Consider the following 26,081-nt stretch of genomic DNA (forward strand, 5'->3'; position numbering starts at 1 on the left):
CTAAAAAGAAAGGAAAAGATCTGATGAAGAAAAAAATAGTGATGAAAAATAAATGGCAAGTGAGTACGATTGTGATTAGTACAGTATCGATTATTATCATAGCTGTACTCGGATTTCAGTTGTATCAAGCTAAACAGACACAACAAAATCCTTTTAATGGAACAAATAATAGGCAAGCGCCAAATACACAAAAAGGAGGGCGAGGGGGTGGTCCTAACGGTGCTCCCTCTGGAGAGAATCCCCAACAATCAGGGGATACAAGTAGCAGTACAGAAAGTACGACAGAAGGTTCGGGAGTCTAAGCAAGTGTCAGCTATACTTTCTTAATAAATTATGGTAGAATACATAAGATTGTTTGGGAAGAATAGGTGATTATATGGAAATCATTGAAAAAGCCCCTGCGAAGATTAACTTGGGTTTAGATGTACTATATAAAAGAGATGACGGGTATCATGAGCTTGAAATGGTTATGTCAAGCATTGATTTAGCCGATCATTTAACATTTCGTACTTTAGAAAAAGATGAAATTATTATTGAAACGGATAACAGCTTCTTACCTTTAGATGAACGAAATCATATCTATCAAGCAGCAATGTTGTTAAAAAGGGAGTGTTCCATCACGAAAGGTGTGCACGTGCAGATGCAAAAGCGAATTCCTGTTGCCGCTGGTATGGCTGGTGGAAGTAGTGACGCAGCTGCAACGCTTAGAGGTCTGAATCGTTTATGGAAGCTAAAATTATCTTTAGAAGAATTAGCTGAATTAGGTGAAAAAGTCGGTTCTGATGTTCCGTATTGTATTTATGGCAATACAGCATATGTACGTGGCAAAGGGGAAAAAATAGAATTTTTACCCAAAGTTCCCCAATGTTGGGTCGTATTAGTGAAGCCAAGATTAAGCGTATCTACTGGGACTGTTTTTCACAACTTAAAATTAGAACAACTCGTTCATCCGGATATTCAAGGAATTAAAGAAAGCATCAAGCAGCAAAATTTTAAAAAAATGGTTTCCTCGCTGGGCAATTCTCTTGAAGCAGTCACGGTTCAAAATTATCCAATCGTTGGATTTTTGAAAGAAAAAATGCAACAATTCGGAGCAGATGTTGCGGTAATGAGTGGCAGTGGACCTACTGTGTTTGCTTTATGTGAAAAAAGAAGCCGGGCACAACGAGTGTGCAATGGACTAAAAGGATTTTGTGAAGAAGTCTATCTGATTCGAACACTAAATAAATAAAAAGAACAGCTCAAGTTGTTACGTTCATTCGATAATCAATTAGAGAAGGAAAGTTTACATTGTGCTGAAATTCGGGGATTGTTCCCAAAGTAGTGGCAATTTTACCACTACCGATAGCTCGATCATTCGAACCTATTGTTTGTTTAAGTAGAACGTTTCAGACTTTAGTAAAGCATAAAGCGATTCTATGGACGCGTTATCTGAGGGAGTTCCTTTCGAGGAGCACACTTTGGATAACGTTTTTTATTTGCCTGATTCGCCGGATTGTTTTGATAGGGGTTATAGCTTATTATATTGTTTGCTCCAAGATACGTATTCACTCCTTTTATTCGTAGAGTATTTGTTCTAAAGCTTGAGAAAGCTCTAAAATTTGCATGTTTTCGCCAGTTTTTAAAGTCCAGAGCAATAATTGCATGAGGTAACTAGCATAAACTAGAGCAAAAAAATGGTGAGGTACCTGAAGTTTCAGTTCATGTTTTTCTAGGTAATCTAAGCATAGTGTGCAAAAATAAGTTTCTAATTCTTTTGCTAAATCGCCTTCTGCTTCATGGATGTCTAAAAGTATTAGATATGCTTTTTTATTTTGGGATAAAGTTGTCTCTAAATTTTTAAAAATAAAGAGTAAATGAGTAGCAGAAAGCTGCGTAAAACGGGGACCAACTTCTGCCTTAAGGAGATGACTATAATGCGCGACAACGTCTTCAAGTAAAGCGTACTTGTCTGAATAATGCGCATAAAAAGTTGATTTGTTGATTAAGGCTTCTTGACAAATATCTTTAACGGTTACTTGACGGAACGATTTTTCTGAAAGAATTGTTAGTAAAGTTGTTTGAATATTTCTTCTGGTTTTTACGATACGTAGATCTTTTTTCATAAGCAATTCCTCCTAAAATGACCAGTTATCCAACTCTAATCGTGGCAGAGTTGGTTTTTCCAACTTATTGTATAAAATCGTTGGTTGTTTGTAAAGAAAGGGGTCAGTATACTAAGAGCAACATCGAAGGAGGAATTCTTATGTTTAAAGAATATACAGGAAATCAACAATTTGATTTACAAATCAATCGTTTGATTGGAGGAAAAATTCAAAATGATGCTCGTGTGGCAGAAGATGTTCAGGAAATTATTCCGTATCTGACAGATACACAAAACTGGTTTCATTCTTGGGAAAAGCAAGCAATGAAACGGGAAACAAAGGGTGAGTTTGATTTAGCTGCTACATATTATCAAGCAGCAGAATTTTATATGGATCCAAATGATGCCAAAAAAGATCAAATCTATGAAAATTATGTTGAAAATTTTGACAAAAGTTTTGATCGGAGTGCGTTTACATCTTATAAGATTCCTTATGAACATTCTTTTTTACCAGCTGTTACGATTGGAGAAAATTCTGAGGCGTTGCCGGTAATCTTTTTTACAGGATATGATGCTTACTTGGAAGAAGTAATGCCTATTCTTGCGCCAATTCAAAAATTGTTGAATCGCAAACTTATTATATTTGAAGGTCCAGGACAAGGAAGAGCTTTGAGAAACGGGCTGAAGTTCATTCCAAACTGGGAAAAACCGATGAAAGTTGTATTGGACTATTTTCAGTTGGACAGTGCAGATATCGTAGGCGTTTCATGGGGGGGATACTTTGCTATTCGAGCCGCTGCGTTTGAAAAAAGAATTCATAATGTTGTATGTTTTGATATTTTTTACTCAGGGCTGGATTATTTGCACGCAAATTTTTGTAACGAAGAATTCAATTTATTACTTGAATGGCTTGAAACGAAACAAGAAGTGCAAGTGAATCAACTTTTAACAAGTAAGATGGCACAAGACCTAGATTTAAAGTGGAAAATTCAAAAAGGAATGGAAAATACAAAAGAAAAAACTCCCTACGACGTGTTGCAAAATCTGAAAAAACATACAGTAGCAAACATACTACCTTTTGTTAATCAAAATGTGTTACTTTTAGCAGGAGAAGAAGATCAGTATGTACCAATAGACAGATTAGCACAGATGGAGCAAGGGTTGATTAATGCTGCATCTATTACAACACAAGTGTTCACAAAAGAAACTGGTGGAGAGCAGCATTGTCAGGCAGGGGCCATGCATCTAGCCTTCGCAGCTATCAATCAATTTTTAATGCAGAAGCACTAAACGTATCGGTCGTAAAGATTGACCAAATCTAGAACAGTAAAAGAACTTCAAAAGCTGGAAAATTATTCCATTTTTGAAGTTTTTTACTATTTTATTAAATAAAGAAGAGCGAGACTCTAAATAACACATAATAGATAAAGTGGGAATGGTTGGCTAGTGCGACAATCCAATAGACATCTTTAGTGGATGTAATTAAATTAGTTAGTTGGAAAAAGGTTTCTCTACATAGCTCTTTCTTGACGGTTAAATAGATGCGTGGTATGCTCTTTTTGCGAGAAAAGTGTAACCTTTTCGATTTGAATGAAGCTAGAAGAGATAGAGAGGTCAAAGAATGCATTATATAAAAGTAGAAGATTTGAGCTTTTATTACGGAGAAGAACCCGTGCTAGAACATGTTTCGTATCATGTGGACCCAGGTGAGTTTGTTATATTGACAGGTGAAAATGGGGCGGCAAAGTCCACCTTGATTCGCAATACACTGGGTCTTTTAAAACCTGCCAAGGGTTCTGTAGAGATTTCAGAAACAAATAAAGAGGGGAATCCTCTTAGTATTGGCTATATTCCTCAACAAATTGCCTCCTTTAATGCGGGGTTTCCGAGTACGGTTCTGGAGCTTGTTCGTTCGGGTCGCTATCAACGTGGACGTTGGTTCAAACCATTTTCAAAAAATGATCACGAGCATGTTGAAAAAGCCTTGAAATCTGTTGGAATGTGGGAGATGAGAAATCGCCGGGTTGGAGAACTTTCAGGCGGACAAAAACAACGAATCTGCCTGGCTCGTGTCTTTGCGACCGATCCCGACCTTTTTGTGCTAGATGAACCAACAACTGGAATGGATGAGAATTCCCGAGGAGATTTTTATCAATTGTTGCGTCATAATGCTCATGATCATGGAAAAGCTATTTTGATGATTACACATGATCACGAAGACATTAAGCAATATGCTGATCGGCACATTCGCTTAATCCGAAAAGAAAATTCGGAGTGGAGATGTTTTCACATGCACGAATGAGGTGCAACCTTAAAACTCTTTTGATTGATTTGAAAGCACGGGTCATAGATCCTGATTCATAGAGTGGAGCAATTCCACTCTGTTTTTTGTAAGAAAGTTTCTCTCTTTCAAGTGGGCACAATCGATTGTTTCTGAGGACTTTTCTTTCGTTAAGTGGTTTTATGAGTGGGAAACGGATGGTTAAGGAGTAAGAATATTTGGCAAGTGAAGCCCCTCAATCGATTGCTCATAATTCCTTGACTAGTCTGGGATATTTTGTTAAAGTTTATCTGATATCGAAACGTAATCTTTACGTTTTATGTTAGTAGGTTATCTAAATAAATAGTGAAGAATAGTAGTGGGGAGGAAAATAATCTTGACGATGTTTTCATATGAATTCATGAGACGGGCGCTTTTGTCGGCGAGTTTTATGGCAGTTATCGCGCCGATGTTAGGCGTTTTCTTAGTGGTCAGGAGGCAGTCGCTTTTGGCAGATACACTGTCGCATGTTTCTTTAGCAGGAATCGCACTTGGCTTTTTTATCAATTATAACCCAACGATTACGACCCTTTGTGTGGTAGTTGTTTCTGCAGTTGTACTAGAGTATTTGCGTAGTATTTATAGCACCTATTCGGAAGTTTCTACCGCTATATTGATGTCTGGTGGGCTTGCTATCGCGTTGATACTGATGAATGCGAATAAAGGCAATTCTTCAATGCGTGTGGAACAATATTTATTTGGTTCCATCGTGACGATCAGTTGGGATCAAGTGAAAATTTTAGGCGTCTTATTACTCGCCATTGTGGTTTTGTTTCTCCTTTTAAAACGACCGATGTATGTGATGACTTTTGATGAAGACACCGCACATGTAGATGGTTTGCCAATTAAAATCATGTCCTTATTGTTTAATGTCATTACGGGAGTTGCGATTACGGTCATGATTCCGATTGCAGGGGCTCTTTTAGTTTCTGCTATCATGGTTCTTCCAGCGGCTATTTCGATGAGAATCGGGAAAAGTTTTAATCTTGTGATTGTGATCAGTGTGATTGTTGGAATGATCGGCATGCTTTCTGGACTAGTAGCATCTTATCATGTGGATACTCCTCCTGGCGCAACCATAACGATCATATTTATTGGGATGTTTTTACTGGTGAGTATTGGCAAAAAAATTAAATCAAAATGGTTAAAAGAAACATAATTTATAAAAAGGGTCGAAAATAGCAATTATTTTCGACTCTTTTATTTAGGCGTGAAATACGAACATTTTTAAAATATATGCAAAAAATACTATGATTTTACTCTAAAAATAATTATAATAGAAAGGATAAGAAAAAGATAATTCATAAAGAAAGGTGAGATTATGAAAATAAGAAGAAGTGAACGGCTTATTGATATGACACAGTATTTACTCGAACATCCACATACGCTTGTGTCGTTGACCTATTTTTCTGAGCGTTATGCCTCTGCCAAGTCTTCTATAAGTGAAGATTTGTCGATTATAAAGAAAACATTTAAGCAAAGAGGAACAGGGATTTTAGAAACGATTCCAGGTGCTGCGGGAGGTGTTCGCTTTATCCCAGAGATTTCATTTGAAGCTGCTAAGCAAATCGTGGACTCCTTATGCGAACGTTTGTCTGAAAGAGAACGTTTGCTTCCAGGTGGGTATGTCTATCTATCTGATTTGTTAGGAGAACCCGATTTACTCAGAAAAGTAGGACAAATTATTGCTTCAAAGTATAATAATCGAAAAATTGACGCGGTGATGACAGTCGCAACCAAAGGTGTTCCAATCGCACAAGCTGTTTCATATTATTTAAATGTTCCTTTTGTAATCGTTCGTCGCGATTCAAAAATTACCGAAGGATCTACTGTGAGTGTCAATTATGTGTCGGGCTCCTCAGAACGTGTAGAAAAAATGGAATTATCAAAACGTAGTCTAAAACGTGGCTCGCGTGTGCTAGTGGTAGATGACTTTATGAAAGGCGGAGGCACGGTCAATGGTATGACGAGTTTGATCGACGAGTTTGAAGCAGAGCTTGTAGGGATTACGGTCTTTGCCGAATCAACATTTAGTGGACGCAGAATGATTGAGGATTATCATTCTTTATTATGTGTCAAAGAAGTAGATACCCAAACAAAAACAATCAAAGTAGTCCCCGGAAATTACTTTGATCAAGCATCGAGTGAAAAATGAAAACAAAAAAGAGGCTTGACTAAAGGTCGAGCCTTTTATGCGGTATATTGAAAAAAATTTATAATCACGATAAAATAATTGAACAAAGTTATTAAGACAAGGAGCGATAGATTTGAATACGCGATACGCGGTGATTTTAGCAGCAGGACAAGGTTCAAGAATGAAGTCCTCATTATATAAGGTGTTACATCCTGTAGCAGGAAAAGCGATGGTAGAACATGTCTTAGAACAAGTAGAAGCATTAGCACCCACTCAGATTGTGACAGTAGTAGGATGCGGAGCGGAGCTAGTCAAAGAGCAATTAGGCAACCGTAGTGAATATGCCTTGCAAGAAGAACAGCTTGGTACAGGACATGCGGTAATGGTGACAAAAGAGTTGCTGGCAAATAAAAAAGGAACCACACTGGTACTTTGTGGAGACACGCCACTTTTAACGAGTGAAACGCTAGAACAACTGATTGCACATCATGAACAAACAAAGGCTAAAGCAACTGTTTTGACTGCAAAAACTGATACTCCAACAGGTTATGGTAGAATTATTCGGGATAAAGAGCATTATGTTGAAAAAATTGTGGAACAAAAAGATGCTACTGACGCTGAACAAAAAATCACAGAAATTAACACTGGAACCTATTGTTTTGACAACGAATTTTTATATAAAGCGTTAGAGCAAGTTGGTAATAAAAATGCTCAAGGAGAATATTATTTAACCGATGTGATTGGAATTTTGAAATACGCTGGCGAAAATGTGAGTGCTTATGTGATGCCTGTATTTGAAGATTCTTTGGGGGTAAATGATCGAGTAGCACTTTCAAAAGCTAATCAGCAAATGCGCATGCGAATTAATCACGAACATATGGTGAATGGTGTCACCTTTGTTGACCCTAATACCACCTATATTGATGCAGATGTAGTGATTGGTAATGACACATGTTTGGAAGCAGGAGTTGTTTTAAAAGGAAAAACAGTGATTGGATCTAACTGTTTCATTGGGGCACACTCTGAAATTAAAGATAGTGTGATTGAAGATGAGGTTGTAGTAACGTCTTCTAATATTGAACAATCAATTGTTCGTAAGGGGAGCGACGTAGGACCCTATGCACATTTGCGACCGCAAGCAGATATTGGGCCAAATGTACATATCGGAAATTTTGTCGAAGTGAAAAATGCCCAAATCAATCAAGGGACTAAAGTGGGACACCTGACATACATAGGGGATGCTACTTTAGGCGAAAATATCAACGTGGGCTGTGGAGTGATCTTTGTGAACTACGACGGAGTCAACAAGCATCGTACAACTGTTGGATCAAATAGCTTTATTGGCTCTAACTCCAACCTGATTGCACCGCTAACAGTTGGCGAGAAGAGTTTTATTGCAGCCGGATCGACCATTACAAAAGATGTTCCAGTAGAAGCATTGGCTATCGCTAGACAAAAACAAGAGAATAAAGAAGGATACGCAAAAAAACTCCCTCCTTTGCAATAAAAATTCGGATAAAAGCTTGATTTATACTAGAAAAATGACTACTATTTAATAGAAAAGCGAAAACAATTGGGAAAATAGAAAGCGGAGGTCCTCATGTCGAAACATTATTTTGATCCTAGATTAAAAATCTTTGCCTTAAACTCTAACAAACCACTAGCAGAAAAAATTGCAAAAGCGGTTGGTGTGAAATTAGGGAAGTCATCTGTCAGCCAATTTAGTGATGGAGAAATTCAAATTAATATCGAAGAAAGTATTCGTGGTTCACATGTTTATTTGATCCAGTCTACAAGTTCACCTGTTAATGATAATCTGATGGAATTATTAATTATGATTGATGCGTTAAAACGTGCCAGTGCGAAAACAATTAATGTAGTCATGCCTTATTATGGATATGCTCGTCAAGATCGAAAAGCACGTTCACGTGAGCCAATCACAGCCAAATTAGTTGCCAATATGCTTGAGACAGCAGGAGTAACTAGAATGTTGACATTAGATTTACATGCTGTTCAAATTCAAGGATTTTTCGACATTCCAGTGGATCATTTGATGGCAGCTCCTCTTCTTGCAGATTACTTTATTGATCATGGTTATGTAGGAGACGATGTAGTGGTAGTTTCACCTGACCATGGTGGTGTTACTCGTGCTAGAAAACTTGCTGAAAGTTTGAAAGCGCCTATTGCGATTATTGACAAGCGTCGTCCAAAAGCAAATGTTGCTGAGGTAATGAACATTATTGGGGAAGTTAAAGGCAAAAAATGTATTCTTATTGATGATATGATTGACACGGCGGGGACTATTACGCTAGCAGCAAATGCTTTAAAAGAAGCAGGTGCGATTGAAGTGTATGCAAGCTGTACCCATCCGGTACTCTCTGGGCCAGCACTTCAACGTATCGAAGATTCTGCTATTGAAAAATTGGTTGTAACGGATTCAATCAATCTTTCTCAAGAACGTAAAATTGCGAAAATTGATGAAGTAAGTGTGGCAGGTTTAATTGGAGATGCTATCAAGCGAATCCATGAAAATAAACCAGTCAGCCCATTATTTGAATCAAAAAAACGTCGCACTAAATAAAAAAAAGTTAGAACTTGTAAAACAAGTTCTAACTTTTTCTTTTTTTTATGTACATAAAAGAAAGGACTATTTTGTTTGGTTGTGTTGCTCTTGTTTTGCTAATAAGTCGCGAATTTCTTTTAAGTAATCTTCTGCTACAGGTGCTTTTTCAGCTGCTACTTCTTCTTTTGGTTTTTCAACAACTGTACGAGCCTTGTTAAAGGCTTTAACTATTAAAAAGACCACAAATGCTGTAATTAAAAAAGTAATAATTGCAGAAATAACTAGTCCAAAATCAAATTTGACACCGTTAAATGTCGCGTTTAAGCCATCCATTTTTCCATCTTTACTACCTGTTATAAGTTTGATCACAAGTGTAACAATCGGTGTAATTAGTCCGTTTACAATTGACGTTACAATAGCAGTAAACGCACCCCCAATAACAACCCCAACAGCAAGATCTAACACGTTTCCACGCATAATAAACTCTTTAAATTCTTTAATCATGTTTCATCCCCCTTTCATATAGACTAGTATACCTAAAATGATAAAAAAACTAAACTATTTTTGTTTCATTAAAAGAAAAAAGGTAAAAAAGGAGCATTTTGTCCATAAATCGAGAAAGATATCCGATAAATGATTTCTAATAAACTAAAAAAATGATAAAATGGAGTTAAACGATTTTATTAAAGTTTCACAAAACTCGAAGAAATCGAATTGTTATCTGATAACGATTCGATTATGATAGACAGTGAAAGAAAAATAAGGAGCTTGTTCATGAATACTGAAATAAAAAAGGGTGTGTACTTGGAAGTTATTCCAACAAAAAAATATAAGACAACTCGTGTCATGATTCGCTTCAGTACACCAATCGAATCAAAAAAAATTACACAGCGAACACTGCTTTCTAGTTTGATGGAAACAAATAGTAAACATTATCCGACACAGCAAGAAATTAGTGAAAAGTTGGCAGATTTATATGGAGCTAATTTTGGTATTCAAGTAAACAAACAGGGAAACTTTCATCTTTTTTCAATTGTATTAAATGTTGTCACTGAAAAATATTTGTCTACGACGCAGCCGGTTTTAAAGGAAGCAATCGATTTCTTGGAAGAAATTCTTTATTGCCCTAATATTACAGCTGGTCGTTTTGATCAGGAAACTTTTGAACGAGAAAAAAACAATTTAAAAGAATATATTGATTCAATTTATGATGACAAACAACTATACGCTGCATATGCCCTCGAAAAGCTCTACTTTACTGATGCAGGACAACAAATTCCAAGCTTTGGTCGCAAAGAGGATTTAGAGGAAATAACAGCTGAGAGTCTCGTTCAAGTCTATCAAACAATGCTGAGCGAAGATGAAATTCACATTTCAGTGATTGGCGACGTCAATGGAGCGGATATTGCCGACTATTTCAAAAAATGGCCATTGACGGATCGAAATATCAGTAAAGATACACCGCTATTTTATAAGCAGAAATCGGAAAACATTACTCAAGAAAAAGTCGAAGTCCAACCGGTCGTACAGTCAAAATTAAATATTGCTTATCATACAGGCATTTACTTAGTTGATTCTGAGTACTTTGCGTTGCAAGTATTTAATGGACTATTTGGTGGTTTTCCTCATTCGAGACTGTTTATAAATGTCCGAGAGCGCGAAAGTTTGGCTTATTATGCCTCAAGCTCGTTGGATACCATGCGTGGCATCATGACTGTCCAAACGGGGATTGATGGGGAAAATCGTAAAAAAGTTATGAGTCTCATTGCGCGGCAATTAGAAAGTTTGCAAAAAGGAAATATTACGGCAGAAGAGTTAGAGCAAACCAAGGTGATGTTAAAGAACCGTTATTTACTTTCGTTAGATTCTCCTGTTGCGCAGATAGAAAAAAAGTATCTTCAATCTAAATTATCACAAGCAAATCTTTCTGCTGAAGAATGGATGGAGCACTTGAATCATGTATCTGCTATAGATGTGAAAAATGTAGCACAAAAAATTTCAATGAAGGCTATTTATTTTATGGAAGGAGAGTCGGTATAAAAATGGAGAAAAAAGTTTATCCTAAGCTAAATGAAACATTATATACTGAAGTCTTACCTAATGGGCTGACGGTGACCTTACTTCCTAAAAAGGACTATCACAAAACGTATGGTCTTTTTACAACGAATTATGGGTCTATTGACAATCAGTTTATCCCAATTAATCAGAAGGGATTTGTTGAAGTACCCGATGGTATTGCCCATTTTCTAGAACATAAATTATTTGAAAAAGAAGATGGAGATGTGTTTCAAAAATTTGGAAAACAAGGTGCTGCAGCAAATGCATTTACCAGCTTTACTCGAACAAGTTATTTATTTTCTACGACTGAATCAGTAGCGCAAAATTTGGAGACATTACTTGATTTTGTGCAAGCCCCTTATTTTACAGCTGAAACGGTAGAAAAAGAAAAAGGAATCATTGCACAAGAAATTCAAATGTATCAAGATGATCCTAATTGGCGTTTATTTTTTGGGATTATTAACAATCTATATCCCAAACATCCTCTACATATTGATATTGCGGGTACTGTGGCAAGCATCAATCAAATAACAGCAGAGGATTTGTATCTGTGCTATCAAACATTTTATCACCCAAGCAATATGAATCTTTTTGTTATTGGAAACTTAGAACCGGAAAGTATGATGGCTTTGATTCGAGCGAATCAAGCTGCAAAAGTCTTTCCTGAAACACAAAACATAGAGCGGAAGTTCCCCGAAGAAAAAATTACTGATATTGTTCGTGAGTCGAGTGTTTATATGCCTGTTTCTAGGCCAAAGTCATTAGTGGGAATTAAAGGGACTGCGCCCTATCCTAAAACAGATAAAGAGCGATTGCGTCTTAAATTTAGTTTGCAATTATTTTTTCAGCTATTACTTGGAACAACCTCTAAAAACTATCTGAGATTATATGATAGTGGGTTGGTTGATGATAGTTTTGAGTATGAGTTCTCAATGGATCGCTCCTTTTATTTTGCTGATTTTGGTGGAGATACAGGTGAACCTGAACGGCTAGCAGACGAGCTAGAAAAACTACTACTTGGTTATGAGTCAAGTGAAGAATTAACTGAAAAAAACTTAGCTTTGCTCAAGAAAAAAATGCTGGGAAAATTTTTTCAATCACTGAACTCCTTGGAATATATAGCCAATCAATTTAGTCAAGTGCAGATGGGCGAGCTGACTTTATTAGATTTCCCACAAATTATTGAAGAAATTCAATTGACAGATGTTTTGGCAAGCGCCAAACAGTTTGTCAAACCAGAAGCGATGAGTCGATTTTATATGTATCCACAAGATACTGAAAGTTTTGATGAAGTAAAGAAGGTGTCAACATGACAGATATTGGAAAAGAGCTAAAAGAGGCTCGCTTAAAAAAAGGGTTTACCATTGATGACTTACAACAGAAAACAAAAATTCAAAAAAAATATTTAGAAGCATTGGAACTCGATGAGTACGAGGCAATGCCTAGTACCTACTATGTTCGGACTTTTTTGCGACAATATGCAGACGCGGTTGGGTTAGACGGGAATCTTGTGGTCAAAAAATTTGATGGTCAAAAAGTTCAAATTGAACAGCCAAAGATTGAGAAGATAACAGAATCAAGAAAAAATTTGCATAAAGAAGAAAAAAATGTATTACAAGTATTATCCGATCGCTTACCAATGATTGTCTTAAGCCTGATTGCCGTTGCTATTATAGCAACAGTAGGGTATGCAACTTGGAAACAGCATAAAGATAGCTCGATGATTCAAACCTCATCAAGTGTTGAGGTGGATCGTGAGTCGACACAAGCAACTACGAGTAAAACAAAAGAATCGAGTGCAACTCAAACAACGACCTCAACGACACAAGAGGTAAAGCCAGAGCTTGCGATTACCTCAGATGACGGAAAAAATCTAGTGATGTCAGCAAAAAATATAACAAGTCCGGCAAAATTAACTTTTACCGGAACAAATGGTTCGTGTTGGGTAGGAATTACGGTTGGGGGCGCAAATGTGTATAACTACACGGTTAAACAAGGTGAAACAACAGAGTATGCTTTACCAGAAGGAACTGCGGAAGTTAAGATTGTGTTTGGAGCAGCCGTAAATCTGTCTGCTAAGTTAAATGACCAAAATTTAGATATCATTGGTCAAACGAAAGCATATCAAAAAAATATAGATTTAACAGTCACTTACAAATAGAAAAAGGTTGTGAAAGATAGTGAACTTACCGAATAAATTAACTGTATTAAGAATTCTCATGATTCCCATTTTTATTATTTTTATGGCAGTACCTCTTCACTTTGGCCAATTGCACTTAGCAGGTGTGAATTTACCTGTGACGCAGTTGGTTGCAACCATTATTTTTGCTCTGGCAAGCATTACTGACTGGTTAGACGGTAAAATTGCCCGTTCGCGTGGTCTAGTAACAAATTTTGGCAAGTTTGCAGATCCATTGGCTGACAAGATGCTGGTGATGACTGCTTTTATTATGTTAGTAGCGCAAGGAAAAGCTCCGGCTTGGGTCGTAGCGATTATTGTGTGCCGTGAGCTTGCAGTGACAGGTTTACGCTTGTTATTAGTGGAACATGGAGAAGTAATGGCAGCAGCATGGCCAGGTAAGGTTAAAACTGCTACTCAAATGTTTGCGATTATTTTTTTACTACTGAATAATTTTCCATTTGCTGCAATTAGCATTCCAGTAGATCAAATTTTACTTTATGTGTGCTTACTCTTTACCATTTACTCAGGGGTTGATTACTTCACAAAAAATGCAGCTGTTTTTAAAGGCTCAATGTAAAGTAAGACAGATAGAAAGAATAGTAGTAAAATAGAGGTTGGGACGGAGCAGAAGCTCTTTCACCCAACCTTTTCCTTTTGAAGAAAGATTATAATAAAATAAAATGATATGGAATAAAATGCGTATATTGTTTTTAGAAATTGAGGGATGATGAAGATGAAAGCAGAAATTATTGCTGTTGGGACAGAGATTTTATTAGGGCAGATTGTAAATACAAATGCGACTTATTTGTCACAAGAGTTAGCAAATTTGGGAGTGGATGTTTATTATCATAGTGTTGTCGGGGATAATGCTCAACGTTTAGATGAAGTACTTACAGAAGCTGAAAAAAGAAGTGAAATCATCTTTCTATGTGGAGGATTAGGTCCAACCGAAGATGATTTGACCAAGCAAGTTACCGCAAAACATCTAGGAGAAGAACTAGTGATGGATGAATTGGCGCTAACAGAAATTATTCAACACATAGAGCGATTAGGAAGAAAAGTAACAGAAAATAACAAAAGACAAGCCTTGACTATCCAGAACGGTAAGATATTAGCAAATCATAATGGGCTTGCGATTGGTACGTATTATCAGGGCCCGAATCATCACTATATCTTGTTACCAGGACCGCCAAGCGAGATGAAAGTCATGTTTCAAACAGAAGTTATCCCAATACTACAACAAAACTTACCCAAACAAGAGCAACTTTTTTCTAGAGTTTTACGCTTTTTCGGCATAGGAGAATCACAGCTTGTAACAGAACTGGCAGATTTGATTGATCATCAAACGAACCCAACCATTGCACCTTATGCTAAAATGAATGAGGTCACTTTGAGACTCACTGCTAAAATAGACCGGAATGAACAAGCCCAAAAAATGCTAGACGATTTAGAGGCGCGTGTGCAACAACGCGTAGGAGCTTATTTTTACGGTTACGGAGATGACAACTCACTAGTCGATGAAACAGTCAAATTACTAAAAGCACACAAAAAAACCGTAACTAGTGCTGAAAGTTTGACGGCAGGGATGTTTCAGTCTACTCTTGGAAATGTTTCTGGGGTTTCAGAGGTATTTGCGGGAGGTTTTGTAACGTATTCAAAAGAAGCAAAAGTCAAATTACTCAATCTTAGCGAAGAAGAATTGAGAAAACATGGGGTAGTGAGTGAGTATTGTGCCAAACAGATGGCGGAGCAAGCTCGTAGCATATTAGATACAGACTATGCTGTCTCTTTCACAGGAGTTGCCGGTCCCAATATGCTGGAAGACCAAGAAGCTGGTACAGTTTGGATTGGTGTGGCAGCTAGAGGTGAAGAACCAAGTGCAAGTTGTTTCAAGTTTAGTAGAAATAGACAGGCAGTTAGAAATGCTGCTATTATGAATGGACTATCATTATTGAGAAAAAAAGTTCAAGCAGACACAAAACGATGAAAGCGAATGTTTGTTCCCTTTTTTCTTGCAATTTATAAAAAAAACAAGTATGATAGAGTCAATAAGTTAGATTCGCAAATACAAGGAGGCTTATTCTGTGGCAGATGATCGTAAAGTAGCATTAGATGCAGCACTAAAAAAAATAGAGAAAAACTTTGGGAAAGGTTCCATTATGAAGTTAGGAGAAAAAGTGGATACACAAATTTCAACTATTTCAAGTGGTTCACTTGCACTAGATGTGGCACTTGGGATAGGTGGCTATCCCCGTGGTCGGATTATTGAAGTGTATGGTCCTGAAAGTTCAGGTAAGACAACTGTTGCACTTCATGCAATCGCAGAAGTACAAAAAAATGGTGGAACTGCAGCTTTTATTGATGCAGAGCATGCACTAGATCCTGCGTATGCACAAAAATTAGGGGTAAATATTGATGAATTACTGTTATCTCAACCAGATACTGGAGAACAAGGTTTAGAGATTGCTGATGCACTTGTTTCAAGTGGGGCAATTGATATCGTTGTGGTCGATTCTGTGGCTGCACTTGTTCCAAGAGCTGAAATTGATGGAGAAATGGGAGACGCCCATGTAGGGTTGCAAGCGCGATTGATGTCACAAGCGCTGCGTAAGCTTTCAGGTTCAATCAACAAAACGAAAACGATTGCGATTTTCATCAACCAAATTCGTGAAAAAGTAGGAATCATGTTCGGTAATCCAGAGATAACTCCTGGTGGACGCGCATTGAAATTCTATGCGACTGTTCGATTAGAGGTACGAAGAGCAGAGCAACTGAAAAATGGAACAGATATTATCGGAAACCGTACAAAAATCAAAGTAGTAAAAAATAAAGTAGCACCACCTTTTAAAATAGCAGAAGTAGATATTATGTACGGACAAGGAATTTCTCAAGTTGGAGAGTTGCTTGATATGGGAGTAGAAAAAGATATCATCGACAAAAGTGGTGCTTGGTATGGCTACAAGGACGAACGTATAGGTCAAGGTAGAGAGAATGCTAAGAACTATTTACTGGATCATCCAGAGATGATGGCAGAGCTTTCTATCCGAGTACGCCAAGCGTTTGGCATTGGTGATGTTGAGCTTGATGAAACAGAGGATTCTAAAGAAGTTTCACTAGAATTAGAAGATTAAAACAAAAAAAATCAAATAAAAAACTTCACACAAGTAGGTAGTAACAGGCTACAGTTTTTGTGTGAAGTTTTTTTATTGTAAGAATTATTGACAACTAGCGTTTTTTTAAGTTGACAGTAAAAGATTCTAACATTAGAATAAAGTTATGTACAGTTATATATGAATTGTACAAGTAGGCATATTGATAATCAATATAAGGTTTTATCAAAAAAACTACAGATAAATAGAAAATTAATCGATAGTATGGAGGTGGATGGAATGGGGTTACTTGTTCCACTGGGTACTATCATCGGATTAATTGTCGGTCTTATTTTTGGAATGTTTGTTGCAAATTCGCGTCATCAAAAGGAAATTGATGGAGCGAAAAATTCTGCAGACGCTATCATGAAACAAGCGAAAAAAGAGGCAGAAACGCTGAAAAAAGAAGCTTTATTGGAAGCCAAAGAAAAAAATCAACACTATCGTGCTGAAATTGAAAGTGAGCTGAAAGAACGTCGATTTGAATTAAAAGATCAAGAAAATCGTTTAGTACAAAGAGAACGAAATCTTGATAGAAAAGACGATTCTCTAGAAAAACGGGAACGTTCACTTGAAGATAAAGAGATAAAGATTGATTCTAGACAACAATTGATTGATGAAAAACAACAAAAAGTATCCGCGTTAATCGAAGCACAGCAAGCTGAATTGGAACGAATTAGTAGTCTCACTCACGAAGAGGCAAAAGAGATTATTATGTCAACAACTGAAAAAGAGTTGACACATGAACTTGCAGTAATGGTCAAAGAAAGCGAACAGCGCACAAAAGAAGAAGCTGATCGAAAAGCTCGTAACTTGTTATCACTTGCGATTCAACGTTGTGCTGCTGATCAAGTATCAGAGACAACAGTATCTGTCGTCACTTTACCAAATGATGAAATGAAAGGCAGAATTATTGGACGCGAAGGTCGAAATATTCGAACACTTGAGACACTTACGGGAATGGATGTAATCATTGATGATACACCAGAAGCGGTAGTTCTATCTGGTTTTGATCCAATCCGTAGAGAGATTGCACGTATGGCGCTTGAAAAATTGATTCAAGATGGTCGGATTCATCCAGCTAGGATTGAAGAGATGGTAGAAAAAGCTCGCAAAGAAATGGACGAAAAAGTTCGTGAATATGGTGAGCAGGCAGCGTTTGAAGTTGGTGCACATACACTTCATCCAGATTTAATCAAAATTATGGGACGCTTACGTTTTAGAACAAGTTATGGACAAAATGTCTTGAACCACTCCATTGAAGTAGCCAAATTAACAGGAGTTCTGGCCTCTGAATTAGGAGAAGATGTGGCACTTGCAAAACGTGCTGGTTTCTTGCATGATATTGGAAAAGCTTTGGATCATGAAATTGAAGGCTCTCACGTAGAAATTGGAGCAGAGCTTGCTTCTAAATATCATGAGAACCCCGTTGTTATCAATGCAATTGCTTCGCATCATGGTGATACTGAAGCAACTTCGGTTATTTCGGTATTAGTTGCAGCTGCTGATGCACTGTCAGCCGCAAGACCTGGTGCTAGAAGTGAATCACTAGAAAATTATGTACGCAGATTAGAAAGACTAGAGAACATATCGAACGATTTTGAGGGTGTAGATACAAGTTTTGCGATTCAAGCAGGACGAGAAATTCGTGTGATGGTTAAACCAGAAGTTATCTCAGATGATGAGTCAACCATCTTGGTTAGAAACATCCGAAAACGTATCGAAGAAGAACTAGATTATCCAGGACATATTAAAGTAACTGTTGTACGTGAAACACGTGCAGTAGATTACGCTAAATAAAAAGAACATCTAAAATGGAAAGTAATTTCTAATTTTAGGTGTTTTTTTCTCTTTCTTAAGTATAAGTGGGTAGGCTGACTTTAAACGCGTGAGTCATAAATTTAGAAAAATGGAAAAAAGTAACGGCTATTGAAATGACTTGTATGCTATAAAGGAAAGATAAGATGCATAAAATTAGAAAACAGAGGGAAGTAAATGAAAAATCGGGTGAGAATGTCCAAAAAACTTATAGTAATTATGGTTTTAACGAGTATCTTCGTTCTAGTGACGGGATTGCTTCAGTATCGACATAGCAAAACGAAACAAGAATTAGGAGCAATTGATGAGATGGGCAAAACAAATGCAATTTCAATCACGTCAGAGGTTGAAGCGCTGTATTTGAATAGTGATAAAATATTTTTAAAAAAAGGAATTTCAAAAGTTGAGGTAAAAAACATCCAAAAAAAGGTAAAAAATCTAAAAGTAATAGTACAAAACTTAGAAAAACAATCGAAAAAATCTGATATCAATAAATTAAGTTGGCAACCAAATCTAAAAATGGTACGCGAACTCCAAAAGGACATGGTAGATATTCGTTACAAGTTTGAATTGCAAAAAGGAGTTAACAACCTTTTTCAAAAAAAAGTCTTGGATGGGGATCAGTTTGATGCAACTGTGGCAATTAAACAAGGAGTCAATAAAAAAAGCCTGCAGCAGTATTTGATACAAGATAGGAGTGCCAAAAATTTAGAGTTTAGGCATTTTGTACTTGAAGCTGTTATTGAAGTAGAAGTACAATATAAACAACAAATTCAAGCTGAGAAAGCAGTCAATGCCCTATCTAGTCAGAAAGAAAGCGTGAGTCAAGTCTCAAGTGAACGGATTCAGCAAGCACAAATAGAGATTAATAAAGTGAAAAATCAAGTAATCAAACAAACATTAACGCAGAAATTAAAACGAGTCAAAGAAAAAAGCAACGCCCGGAGTACGGTTGATTAATCACTATTAGGGGAAATTCATTTTGAAACAGGTGCTCTTTTGGAACGAGTCCTTCTTCTGAAACGTAAGCGAAGTACGGTCTTAAAAATAAATCATTTGGGAAAAATAGTAAGATTATTTCTTACTTTTTTTTGCTCTAGGACTATCTACTACATGGAGTAATGCTTTTAAATCGTGGCTTTCAATTACTCCTAAAAATTGATAAAATAGAGGTAGATGGACAGAAGAGAAGAGGAAAGCATACATGCGTATTTTATTTATAGGAGATGTTGTCGGGTCATTAGGAAGAAAAAAAATTCATGATGAATTACCCAGACTGAAGAAAAAATATCGGCCACAAGTGACCATTGTCAACGGAGAAAATGCAGCATCCGGTCGAGGCATTACTGAAAAAATATATAAAGGTTTTTTACAAGATGGTGTAGATGTCGTGACAATGGGGAACCATACATGGGACAACCGCAATATTTTTGAATTTATAGATGGGGCTAAAAAGATGGTTCGCCCTGCCAATTTTCCTGATGAAACGACTCCTGGACAGGGAATTGTCTATGTGAAAGTGAACCAAGAAGAGTTGGCTGTGATCAATTTGCAAGCCCGGACCTTCATGGTTGCACTAGATGACCCATTTAAAAAAGTGGAATGCTTGGTTCAAGAAGCAAGAAAAAGAACGCATCATATTTTTCTTGATTTTCACGGTGAAACCACAAGCGAAAAACAGGCAATGGGCTGGTTTTTAGATGGGAAAGTTTCTGCAGTTGTAGGAACACATACTCATGTCCAGACCAATGATGGTCGGATTTTACCACAGGGGACCGCTTATCTTTCGGATGTGGGAATGACTGGTCCTTATGACGGTATTTTAGGGATGAAGCGAGCAGCAGTAATCGATAAATTTAGGACAGCATTGCCTCATCGGTTTGAGGTGGTAGAAGAAGGTAGAAGCATGTTGTCTTATTGTGTGATTGATCTTGATCCTCAAACAGGGAAAGCTAAAAAAATTGAGCATCATATCATTAATGACGAACAACCGCTTGATAGCTAAGAGGATGGATGAGGAGTGAGCCGATGAAGCGAGAATCAGTGAGTTTGGAATTGGACAAGTCGATTCAAAAGGCTTTGGATATGCTTGGAAAGAGCCTGTTGGAAAATGAAATCATTCAAAATTATCGACAAGCTGAAAAACGTGTGAATAATCATGCGGGCTTGGCGAAATTAATTGACCAAATAAAAGTGGAACAGAAAAATGCCGTAAATTTTGCCCATTATGGCAAACCAGAAGCAGAAAAAATAGCGATCAAGAAAGCAGATAGCCTAACAACAGAATTTAACGAACATCCACTTGTGATTCATTATCGAGAATGTTTATTTGAAGCAAATGAATTAGTCCAATATATAACGAATTCAATTGAAACGAAAGTGAACAACCGATTGGAGGAAGAACTGAGTAAAAATCGTACCGATGGAAAAAATAAAGAAAGGTAGTGGAGTATTTTGCCGCAAAAAACTAAAAATACACCAATGATGGAGCAATATTTAGCAATCAAAGAACAATACAAAGATGCTTTTTTGTTTTACCGTTTAGGTGATTTTTACGAAATGTTTTATGATGATGCGATAAAGGGCTCACAAGTTCTTGAGCTGACACTAACAAGTAGAAATCGGAACGCAGATGACCCAATTCCTATGTGTGGGATTCCGCATCACGCTGCTCAAGGCTATATTGATACATTGATTGACAAAGGGTATAAAGTGGCAATTTGTGAGCAAGTGGAAGATCCAAAAACAACAAAAGGAATGGTTAAACGCGAGGTCACACAGCTGATTACGCCGGGGACATTTATGGATGCCAAGGCGCTAGAGGCAAAAGAAAACAACTATTTAACAGCGGTTATACAAGAAGGAGACCAGTTTGGTTTTGCTTATGTAGACTTAAGTACGGGTGAGCTGAAAACGACGATTCTTCAAGATGAAGAAAGTGTGGTAAACGAATGTTCAAGTTTGCAAACGAAAGAGCTAGTTTTAGGATCAGATGTTTCGCAAGTGCTTTGTGAACTCTTAAAACAGCGTTTGGATTTGGTGTTTTCGGTACAAAAAGAGCAAGAGGAAACAGCGGAGTTTGCCTTTTTAACTAGCCAAATAGAGGCGATGCTCGAGTTGAATGTACTTAAAACATTATTGACCTATTTAAATGCTACTCAAAAAAGGAGTTTAGGTCATATTCAACAAGCAATAGTTTATGAGCCAAAACACTATTTAAAGATGGATCACTACTCAAAATTCAATTTGGAATTAGCCCAATCGATTCGTACAGGAAAAAAACAAGGCACGTTACTCTGGCTACTTGACGAAACAAAAACAGCAATGGGCGGGCGCCTACTAAAACAATGGTTAGATCGACCGCTAATTCATGAGCATAAGATTCGTTCTAGACAGGATATGGTCGAAAGTTTGCTTAAGGCATTTTTTGAGCGCATTGACCTGCAAGAAAGTCTGAAAAGTGTTTATGACCTTGAGCGCCTAGCTGGGAGAGTTGCTTTTGGCACGGTGAACGGGCGAGATTTGATTCAGTTGAAGACATCTTTGGAACAAATTCCGAAAATTCGACAAATTCTTGAGGGCATTAATAAAGGAGAATGGCAGACGCTGCTCAAAGATATGGATCCGGTAACCGATATTGTTAAGTTAGTTGCGACGGCTATTCAAGAAGAAGCGCCTTTGTCTATCACGGAAGGTAATTTAATTAAAACGGGGTACAATGAGCAATTGGACCGCTACCGTGATGCTATGGCGAATGGTAAGCAATGGATTGCAGAGCTAGAAGCAAAAGAAAAAGTCGAAACAGGCATCAAAAATCTTAAGATTGGATTTAATCGAGTCTTTGGTTACTTTATAGAAATCACCAAATCAAATTTGCGCACACTACCAGAAGGCAGATACGAAAGAAAACAAACGTTGGCCAATGCTGAGAGATTCATCACACCAGAGCTAAAAGAGACCGAACGTTTGATTTTAGAAGCAGAAGAGAAGTCTCAAGAATTAGAATACCATCTGTTTTTAGAAGTACGAGAAAAAATCAAAACACAGATTGGCCGTTTGCAAAAACTAGCGAAGTCAATTGCAGTAGTTGATGTGTTGCAAAGCTTTGCAACAGTGAGTGAACGGTATCATTATGTCCGTCCGACTATGACAAGTAACAGCCACAACTTACAGTTAATTGAAGGCAGACATCCAGTTGTAGAAAAAGTGATGGGGCAACAAGAATACATTCCAAATAGTGTTTCGATGGAGCCGAATAATGCTATTTTGCTCATAACAGGGCCTAACATGTCAGGGAAAAGTACGTACATGCGTCAATTAGCATTGACCGTCGTAATGGCGCAAATGGGTTGTTTTGTTCCAGCAGAGTCAGCTGATTTGCCGATATTCGACCAAATTTTTACAAGAATTGGAGCCTCTGATGATTTGATTTCTGGACAAAGTACGTTTATGGTAGAAATGATGGAAGCAAATCAAGCCTTACGCCATGCCAGTGAAAATAGTTTGATTTTGTTTGATGAGATTGGTCGTGGAACTGCAACGTATGACGGAATGGCTTTAGCTCAGGCAATCATTGAGTATATTCATAAAAATGTAAAGGCAAAGACGCTTTTTTCAACGCATTATCATGAGCTGACTGCATTAGAAGATGAACTTGAGGGGTTAATGAATGTTCATGTTGGAGCGGTTGAAAAAAATGGAGAGGTTGTCTTTTTGCATAAAATGATGGAGGGACCAGCTGATAAGAGTTACGGTATTCATGTGGCGAAATTAGCTGGCTTACCAGACAATCTGTTGAGTCGGGCAGCGACAATTCTCTCTTCTCTAGAAGCGGGAGAAATCACTCTATTAAAAGAGGTGAGTGCGGAGATTCCGAAACAGATGGAGGCAACAAAAACAAAAAGTGAGCCGGCAGAACAAGTAGCACAGCTCTCTTTATTTTCAGAAATATCACCAAAAGAACAAGATATCTTAGAACAAGTAAAAGCGATGAATGTCTTAGAGATGACGCCAATGGATGCTTTAAACGCGCTGTATGAACTTAAGAAAAAATTGTAGGTGACTAAAGAAAAAGAGAAAGGAGGAGAATACATGGGGAAAATACAAGAGCTATCAGAGCAATTGGCTAACCAGATTGCAGCGGGAGAGGTAGTAGAACGCCCGTCTTCTGTCGTTAAAGAATTGGTAGAAAATGCGATTGATGCAGGAAGTACACAAATTGACATTGAAATTGAAGAAGCTGGCTTGAAGAAAATACAGGTGACGGATAATGGAGAAGGAATTCAAAGCGAGGACGTCTTAAGTGCGTTTAAGCGCCATGCGACAAGTAAAATTCATTCTCGTGATGATTTGTTTAGGATTCGAACACTAGGGTTTCGCGGGGAAGCATTACCCAGTATTGCCTCTGTTTCTAAAACAACGATTGAAACGTCAACTGGAAATGAAGGTTCTTATGTCAAGCTACTTGGAGGCAAAGTGGTAGAGCATAAACCGCATTCTTTGCGTAAAGGAACCAAAATCATTGTAGAGGATCTGTTTTACAATACCCCAGCACGCTTAAAATATGTCAAATCGGTTCAAACAGAACTTGCGAATATTGGAGACATTCTCAACCGCATGGCAATGAGTCATCCAGCTATTGCCTTTCGTTTAACCCATGACGGACATAAAATGATGGCAACACTTGGGAATGGGGAATTAAAGCAGGCAATTGCGGGAATTTACGGTGTTAGTACCGCTAAAAAAATGTTGGCTTTTTCGGCAAAAGATTTGGATTTTCAAGTGAATGGCTATGTTTCTTTGCCAGAGTTGACTCGTGCAAGTAGAAATTATATTTCGCTAATTATCAATGGTCGCTATATCAAAAATTATACATTGAATAAAGCGATTATTGAAGGCTATGGTTCAAAACTTATGGTGGGACGTTTCCCAATTTCAGTTGTCTCAATTCAAATGGATCCGTTGTTAGTGGATGTCAACGTTCACCCAACTAAACAAGAAGTTCGTCTGAGTAAGGAAAAAGAGCTAAAGGATTTAATTACAAGTGGGATTGCCGAAATCTTATCTGAGCAGCAATTGATTCCAAACGCTGCAGACAATCTTGGCTTTAAGCGTAAGCAAGAATTGACACAAAAAGCCGAACAAATTCAAATGCCACTTGATCATGATAAGGGAGATAAAACAGTTTCTTCGACTTATCCTACTTACAAAAATATGCAACAACAAGGTTTGGCGTACGATGCGAAAGAGGGTCGGTTTTATGTTCCTCAAGCATCAGAGGAAAAAGCATCAAGCATACTTTCAGAAAATAGGGCTTCTCTGGATAAAAAAGTTATGGATCCTTACGATATGTCTGATTGGATTCCAAAGTCTGCTTATGGTGAACTAGAACAAGCGGAAGTACTTAACAACAAACAAGTAGTTCAGAAAGAAAATGAGCTTCTTTATCAGTCTTCGTCTTCGCCTCAGCTTGGGTCCGAAGAAGAAAACCTAATCGAAGAAAAAGTAGAGATTTTAGAAAGTGAAGCACCGAGTCAAGAACATCCAGAAATGGATGCAGCACAAATTAATCGTTTGGCTGATAAATTGGCTCAGGAACCTGCACCTTCAAAAAAATTTCCTGAACTGGAATATTTTGGGCAGATGCACGGGACATATTTGTTTGCTCAAAGCTCAGATGGTTTATATATTATTGATCAGCATGCCGCACAGGAAAGAATCAAATACGAACTTTTCAGAAAACAAATTGGAGAAGTAAGCAATGATCTGCAAGAACTTTTAGTACCAATCATTTTGGATTATCCAAACAGTGATGCACTGAGAATTAAAGAAAATACAGAAGTGCTACAAGAAGTTGGGATTTACCTAGAAAGCTTTGGTCAAAATAGTTTTATTGTGCGAGCGCATCCTACTTGGTATCCAAAAGGAGAAGAGGAGCAGACGGTACGTGAGATGATTGAGATGTTTTTAGAAACTGGGAAGGTGAGTGTGGCCAAGTTTCGTGAGGCAACCGCCATCATGATGAGTTGCAAACAATCCATTAAAGCCAACCATCATCTAGATGAACGTCAAGCAAGAGTCTTACTTGATGATTTAGCCAAGTGTGAAAATCCGTTCAATTGTCCACACGGTCGGCCAGTATTGATTCATTTTACAAATACAGATATGGAAAAAATGTTTAAAAGAATTCAAGACCCTCATTAGGAGTTGAAATATGGTAGTCATATTAGCATCGAGTTCGCCAAGAAGAAAAGAGCTGCTGGCAAGAATTATCCCAGAGTTTGACTGTCAGGCAGCAGACATTGATGAGTCCATAAGAAAAGGGCAGACGCCGATTGATTATGTCCAAGAAATGGCTGAAAGAAAAGCTTTCGTTATTCATCAAAAAAATCCCAATGCTTTAATCATTGCTTGTGATACCATCGTTGCGTTGGAGCATGAAATATTTGGTAAGCCGAAAGATCGAAAAGCTGCTTATACGATGCTAAAAAAACTAAGTGGTTGTACGCATCAGGTTTTAACAAGTGTCGTGATTCGCAAAGGCAGCGAGAAGACTAGCTTTTTATCGACATCAGAGGTGACGTTTTTTCCGCTATCTGAAAAAGAGCTAGTGCATTATTTGGCAACAGATGAATACAAAGATAAAGCTGGAGCATACGGGATTCAAGGGGCAGGCGCATTGCTTGTCAAATCCATACAAGGCGATTATTATTCTATTATGGGCTTACCCATTGCCCAATTATCTAGAAAGTTAACACACTACGAGTCTTGAGAG

23 protein-coding genes are annotated in these 26,081 nt (G+C 37.6%); 21 read left to right on the forward strand and 2 right to left on the reverse strand.

The genetic code is table 11. The annotated features are described in order from the left end of the window. Positions 1–23: 23 nt before the first annotated feature. Positions 24–302, forward strand: coding sequence for a hypothetical protein (locus tag CBF30_RS07980; RefSeq protein ID WP_126824870.1), 279 nt, complete (start codon positions 24–26; stop codon positions 300–302). Positions 303–376: 74 nt separating this feature from the next. Further along, positions 377–1,231, forward strand: coding sequence for a 4-(cytidine 5'-diphospho)-2-C-methyl-D-erythritol kinase (gene ispE / locus CBF30_RS07985; protein WP_126824873.1), 855 nt, complete (start codon positions 377–379; stop codon positions 1,229–1,231). A gap of 325 nt (positions 1,232–1,556) precedes the next feature. On the opposite strand, the gene CBF30_RS07990 is transcribed toward ispE, so the two are convergent. Further along, positions 1,557–2,105 (reverse strand): TetR/AcrR family transcriptional regulator, encoded by a 549-nt coding sequence (locus CBF30_RS07990; protein WP_126824877.1) that lies wholly within the window; start codon positions 2,103–2,105, stop codon positions 1,557–1,559. Positions 2,106–2,245: 140 nt separating this feature from the next. Between CBF30_RS07990 and CBF30_RS07995 the strand changes: the two genes are divergently transcribed. From CBF30_RS07995 to CBF30_RS08020, 6 genes are all read left to right on the forward strand, one after another. After that, a complete protein-coding gene (locus tag CBF30_RS07995; RefSeq protein WP_126824880.1) occupies positions 2,246–3,373 on the forward strand; it encodes an alpha/beta hydrolase family protein in 1,128 nt (375 codons plus the stop codon). A 331-nt stretch (positions 3,374–3,704) separates the two neighbouring features. Beyond that, positions 3,705–4,385 carry a metal ABC transporter ATP-binding protein gene (locus CBF30_RS08000; RefSeq protein WP_126824883.1) on the forward strand — a complete coding sequence of 227 codons (681 nt, stop codon included), beginning with the start codon at positions 3,705–3,707 and terminating at the stop codon, positions 4,383–4,385. Positions 4,386–4,740: 355 nt separating this feature from the next. Further along, the gene (locus tag CBF30_RS08005) at positions 4,741–5,562 is read left to right on the forward strand and encodes a metal ABC transporter permease (RefSeq protein WP_126824886.1); all 822 of its coding nucleotides are present in this window, start codon (positions 4,741–4,743) and stop codon (positions 5,560–5,562) included. Positions 5,563–5,724: 162 nt separating this feature from the next. Beyond that, entirely contained in the window at positions 5,725–6,558 is an 834-nt protein-coding gene (purR, locus tag CBF30_RS08010) for a pur operon repressor (protein WP_126824889.1), read from the forward strand. Positions 6,559–6,670: 112 nt separating this feature from the next. Further along, positions 6,671–8,044, forward strand: a complete 1,374-nt coding sequence (gene glmU / locus CBF30_RS08015; protein WP_126824893.1) for a bifunctional UDP-N-acetylglucosamine diphosphorylase/glucosamine-1-phosphate N-acetyltransferase GlmU — start codon at positions 6,671–6,673, stop codon at positions 8,042–8,044. A 93-nt stretch (positions 8,045–8,137) separates the two neighbouring features. Next, a complete protein-coding gene (locus CBF30_RS08020) occupies positions 8,138–9,118 on the forward strand; it encodes a ribose-phosphate diphosphokinase (protein WP_126824896.1) in 981 nt (326 codons plus the stop codon). Between the two features lie 66 nt (positions 9,119–9,184). Here CBF30_RS08020 and mscL read toward each other — a convergent pair whose 3' ends face one another. After that, positions 9,185–9,604, reverse strand: coding sequence for a large conductance mechanosensitive channel protein MscL (mscL, locus tag CBF30_RS08025; protein WP_126824900.1), 420 nt, complete (start codon positions 9,602–9,604; stop codon positions 9,185–9,187). 270 nt (positions 9,605–9,874) lie between these two features. Between mscL and yfmF the strand changes: the two genes are divergently transcribed. From yfmF to CBF30_RS08090, 13 genes are all read left to right on the forward strand, one after another. After that, the gene (yfmF, locus tag CBF30_RS08030) at positions 9,875–11,140 is read left to right on the forward strand and encodes an EF-P 5-aminopentanol modification-associated protein YfmF (RefSeq protein ID WP_126824904.1); all 1,266 of its coding nucleotides are present in this window, start codon (positions 9,875–9,877) and stop codon (positions 11,138–11,140) included. Between the two features lie 2 nt (positions 11,141–11,142). Then, a complete protein-coding gene (gene yfmH / locus CBF30_RS08035) occupies positions 11,143–12,471 on the forward strand; it encodes an EF-P 5-aminopentanol modification-associated protein YfmH (RefSeq protein ID WP_126824907.1) in 1,329 nt (442 codons plus the stop codon). Then, the gene (locus tag CBF30_RS08040; protein WP_126824910.1) at positions 12,468–13,319 is read left to right on the forward strand and encodes a helix-turn-helix domain-containing protein; all 852 of its coding nucleotides are present in this window, start codon (positions 12,468–12,470) and stop codon (positions 13,317–13,319) included. The genes yfmH and CBF30_RS08040 overlap by 4 nt, the downstream gene beginning before the upstream one ends. Before the next feature lie 19 nt (positions 13,320–13,338). Then, entirely contained in the window at positions 13,339–13,917 is a 579-nt protein-coding gene (gene pgsA, locus CBF30_RS08045; RefSeq protein ID WP_126824913.1) for a CDP-diacylglycerol--glycerol-3-phosphate 3-phosphatidyltransferase, read from the forward strand. A gap of 156 nt (positions 13,918–14,073) precedes the next feature. Continuing rightward, positions 14,074–15,327, forward strand: coding sequence for a competence/damage-inducible protein A (locus CBF30_RS08050; RefSeq protein ID WP_126824916.1), 1,254 nt, complete (start codon positions 14,074–14,076; stop codon positions 15,325–15,327). 97 nt (positions 15,328–15,424) lie between these two features. Continuing rightward, positions 15,425–16,471 (forward strand): recombinase RecA, encoded by a 1,047-nt coding sequence (gene recA, locus CBF30_RS08055; RefSeq protein WP_126824919.1) that lies wholly within the window; start codon positions 15,425–15,427, stop codon positions 16,469–16,471. 258 nt (positions 16,472–16,729) lie between these two features. Then, positions 16,730–18,289 (forward strand): ribonuclease Y, encoded by a 1,560-nt coding sequence (gene rny, locus CBF30_RS08060; protein ID WP_126824922.1) that lies wholly within the window; start codon positions 16,730–16,732, stop codon positions 18,287–18,289. A gap of 195 nt (positions 18,290–18,484) precedes the next feature. Beyond that, complete coding sequence (locus tag CBF30_RS08065; RefSeq protein WP_126824927.1) at positions 18,485–19,267, forward strand: hypothetical protein; 783 nt, start codon at positions 18,485–18,487, stop codon at positions 19,265–19,267. A gap of 244 nt (positions 19,268–19,511) precedes the next feature. After that, positions 19,512–20,312, forward strand: a complete 801-nt coding sequence (locus CBF30_RS08070) for a TIGR00282 family metallophosphoesterase (RefSeq protein ID WP_126824930.1) — start codon at positions 19,512–19,514, stop codon at positions 20,310–20,312. A 23-nt stretch (positions 20,313–20,335) separates the two neighbouring features. After that, positions 20,336–20,752 (forward strand): YlbF/YmcA family competence regulator, encoded by a 417-nt coding sequence (locus CBF30_RS08075; RefSeq protein ID WP_126824933.1) that lies wholly within the window; start codon positions 20,336–20,338, stop codon positions 20,750–20,752. A gap of 9 nt (positions 20,753–20,761) precedes the next feature. Further along, positions 20,762–23,365 carry a DNA mismatch repair protein MutS gene (mutS, locus tag CBF30_RS08080; protein WP_126824936.1) on the forward strand — a complete coding sequence of 868 codons (2,604 nt, stop codon included), beginning with the start codon at positions 20,762–20,764 and terminating at the stop codon, positions 23,363–23,365. A gap of 33 nt (positions 23,366–23,398) precedes the next feature. Beyond that, positions 23,399–25,510: a DNA mismatch repair endonuclease MutL gene (mutL, locus tag CBF30_RS08085; protein ID WP_126824939.1), complete on the forward strand. Its 2,112-nt coding sequence runs from the start codon at positions 23,399–23,401 to the stop codon at positions 25,508–25,510. Positions 25,511–25,520: 10 nt separating this feature from the next. Continuing rightward, entirely contained in the window at positions 25,521–26,078 is a 558-nt protein-coding gene (locus CBF30_RS08090; RefSeq protein ID WP_126824942.1) for a Maf family protein, read from the forward strand. Positions 26,079–26,081 lie beyond the last annotated feature (3 nt).

This window comes from Vagococcus entomophilus, from assembly GCF_003987595.1.
In the GTDB taxonomy this organism is placed as follows: domain Bacteria; phylum Bacillota; class Bacilli; order Lactobacillales; family Vagococcaceae; genus Vagococcus_E; species Vagococcus_E entomophilus.

Bases quoted from the DNA above. Each gene is read 5' to 3' on its own strand.
- rny (WP_126824922.1), top strand. From the start codon at position 16,730: ATGGGGTTACTTGTTCCACTGGGTACTATCATCGGATTAATTGTCGGT.
- mutL (WP_126824939.1), top strand. From the start codon at position 23,399: ATGGGGAAAATACAAGAGCTATCAGAGCAATTGGCTAACCAGATTGCA.
- CBF30_RS08070 (WP_126824930.1), top strand. From the start codon at position 19,512: ATGCGTATTTTATTTATAGGAGATGTTGTCGGGTCATTAGGAAGAAAA.
- CBF30_RS08050 (WP_126824916.1), top strand. From the start codon at position 14,074: ATGAAAGCAGAAATTATTGCTGTTGGGACAGAGATTTTATTAGGGCAG.
- CBF30_RS07990 (WP_126824877.1), bottom strand. From the start codon at position 2,105: ATGAAAAAAGATCTACGTATCGTAAAAACCAGAAGAAATATTCAAACA.
- CBF30_RS07980 (WP_126824870.1), top strand. From the start codon at position 24: ATGAAGAAAAAAATAGTGATGAAAAATAAATGGCAAGTGAGTACGATT.
- CBF30_RS08000 (WP_126824883.1), top strand. From the start codon at position 3,705: ATGCATTATATAAAAGTAGAAGATTTGAGCTTTTATTACGGAGAAGAA.
- yfmF (WP_126824904.1), top strand. From the start codon at position 9,875: ATGAATACTGAAATAAAAAAGGGTGTGTACTTGGAAGTTATTCCAACA.
- CBF30_RS07995 (WP_126824880.1), top strand. From the start codon at position 2,246: ATGTTTAAAGAATATACAGGAAATCAACAATTTGATTTACAAATCAAT.
- CBF30_RS08040 (WP_126824910.1), top strand. From the start codon at position 12,468: ATGACAGATATTGGAAAAGAGCTAAAAGAGGCTCGCTTAAAAAAAGGG.
- mscL (WP_126824900.1), bottom strand. From the start codon at position 9,604: ATGATTAAAGAATTTAAAGAGTTTATTATGCGTGGAAACGTGTTAGAT.
- yfmH (WP_126824907.1), top strand. From the start codon at position 11,143: ATGGAGAAAAAAGTTTATCCTAAGCTAAATGAAACATTATATACTGAA.
- CBF30_RS08065 (WP_126824927.1), top strand. From the start codon at position 18,485: ATGAAAAATCGGGTGAGAATGTCCAAAAAACTTATAGTAATTATGGTT.
- CBF30_RS08020 (WP_126824896.1), top strand. From the start codon at position 8,138: ATGTCGAAACATTATTTTGATCCTAGATTAAAAATCTTTGCCTTAAAC.
- ispE (WP_126824873.1), top strand. From the start codon at position 377: ATGGAAATCATTGAAAAAGCCCCTGCGAAGATTAACTTGGGTTTAGAT.
- purR (WP_126824889.1), top strand. From the start codon at position 5,725: ATGAAAATAAGAAGAAGTGAACGGCTTATTGATATGACACAGTATTTA.
- CBF30_RS08090 (WP_126824942.1), top strand. From the start codon at position 25,521: ATGGTAGTCATATTAGCATCGAGTTCGCCAAGAAGAAAAGAGCTGCTG.
- CBF30_RS08075 (WP_126824933.1), top strand. From the start codon at position 20,336: ATGAAGCGAGAATCAGTGAGTTTGGAATTGGACAAGTCGATTCAAAAG.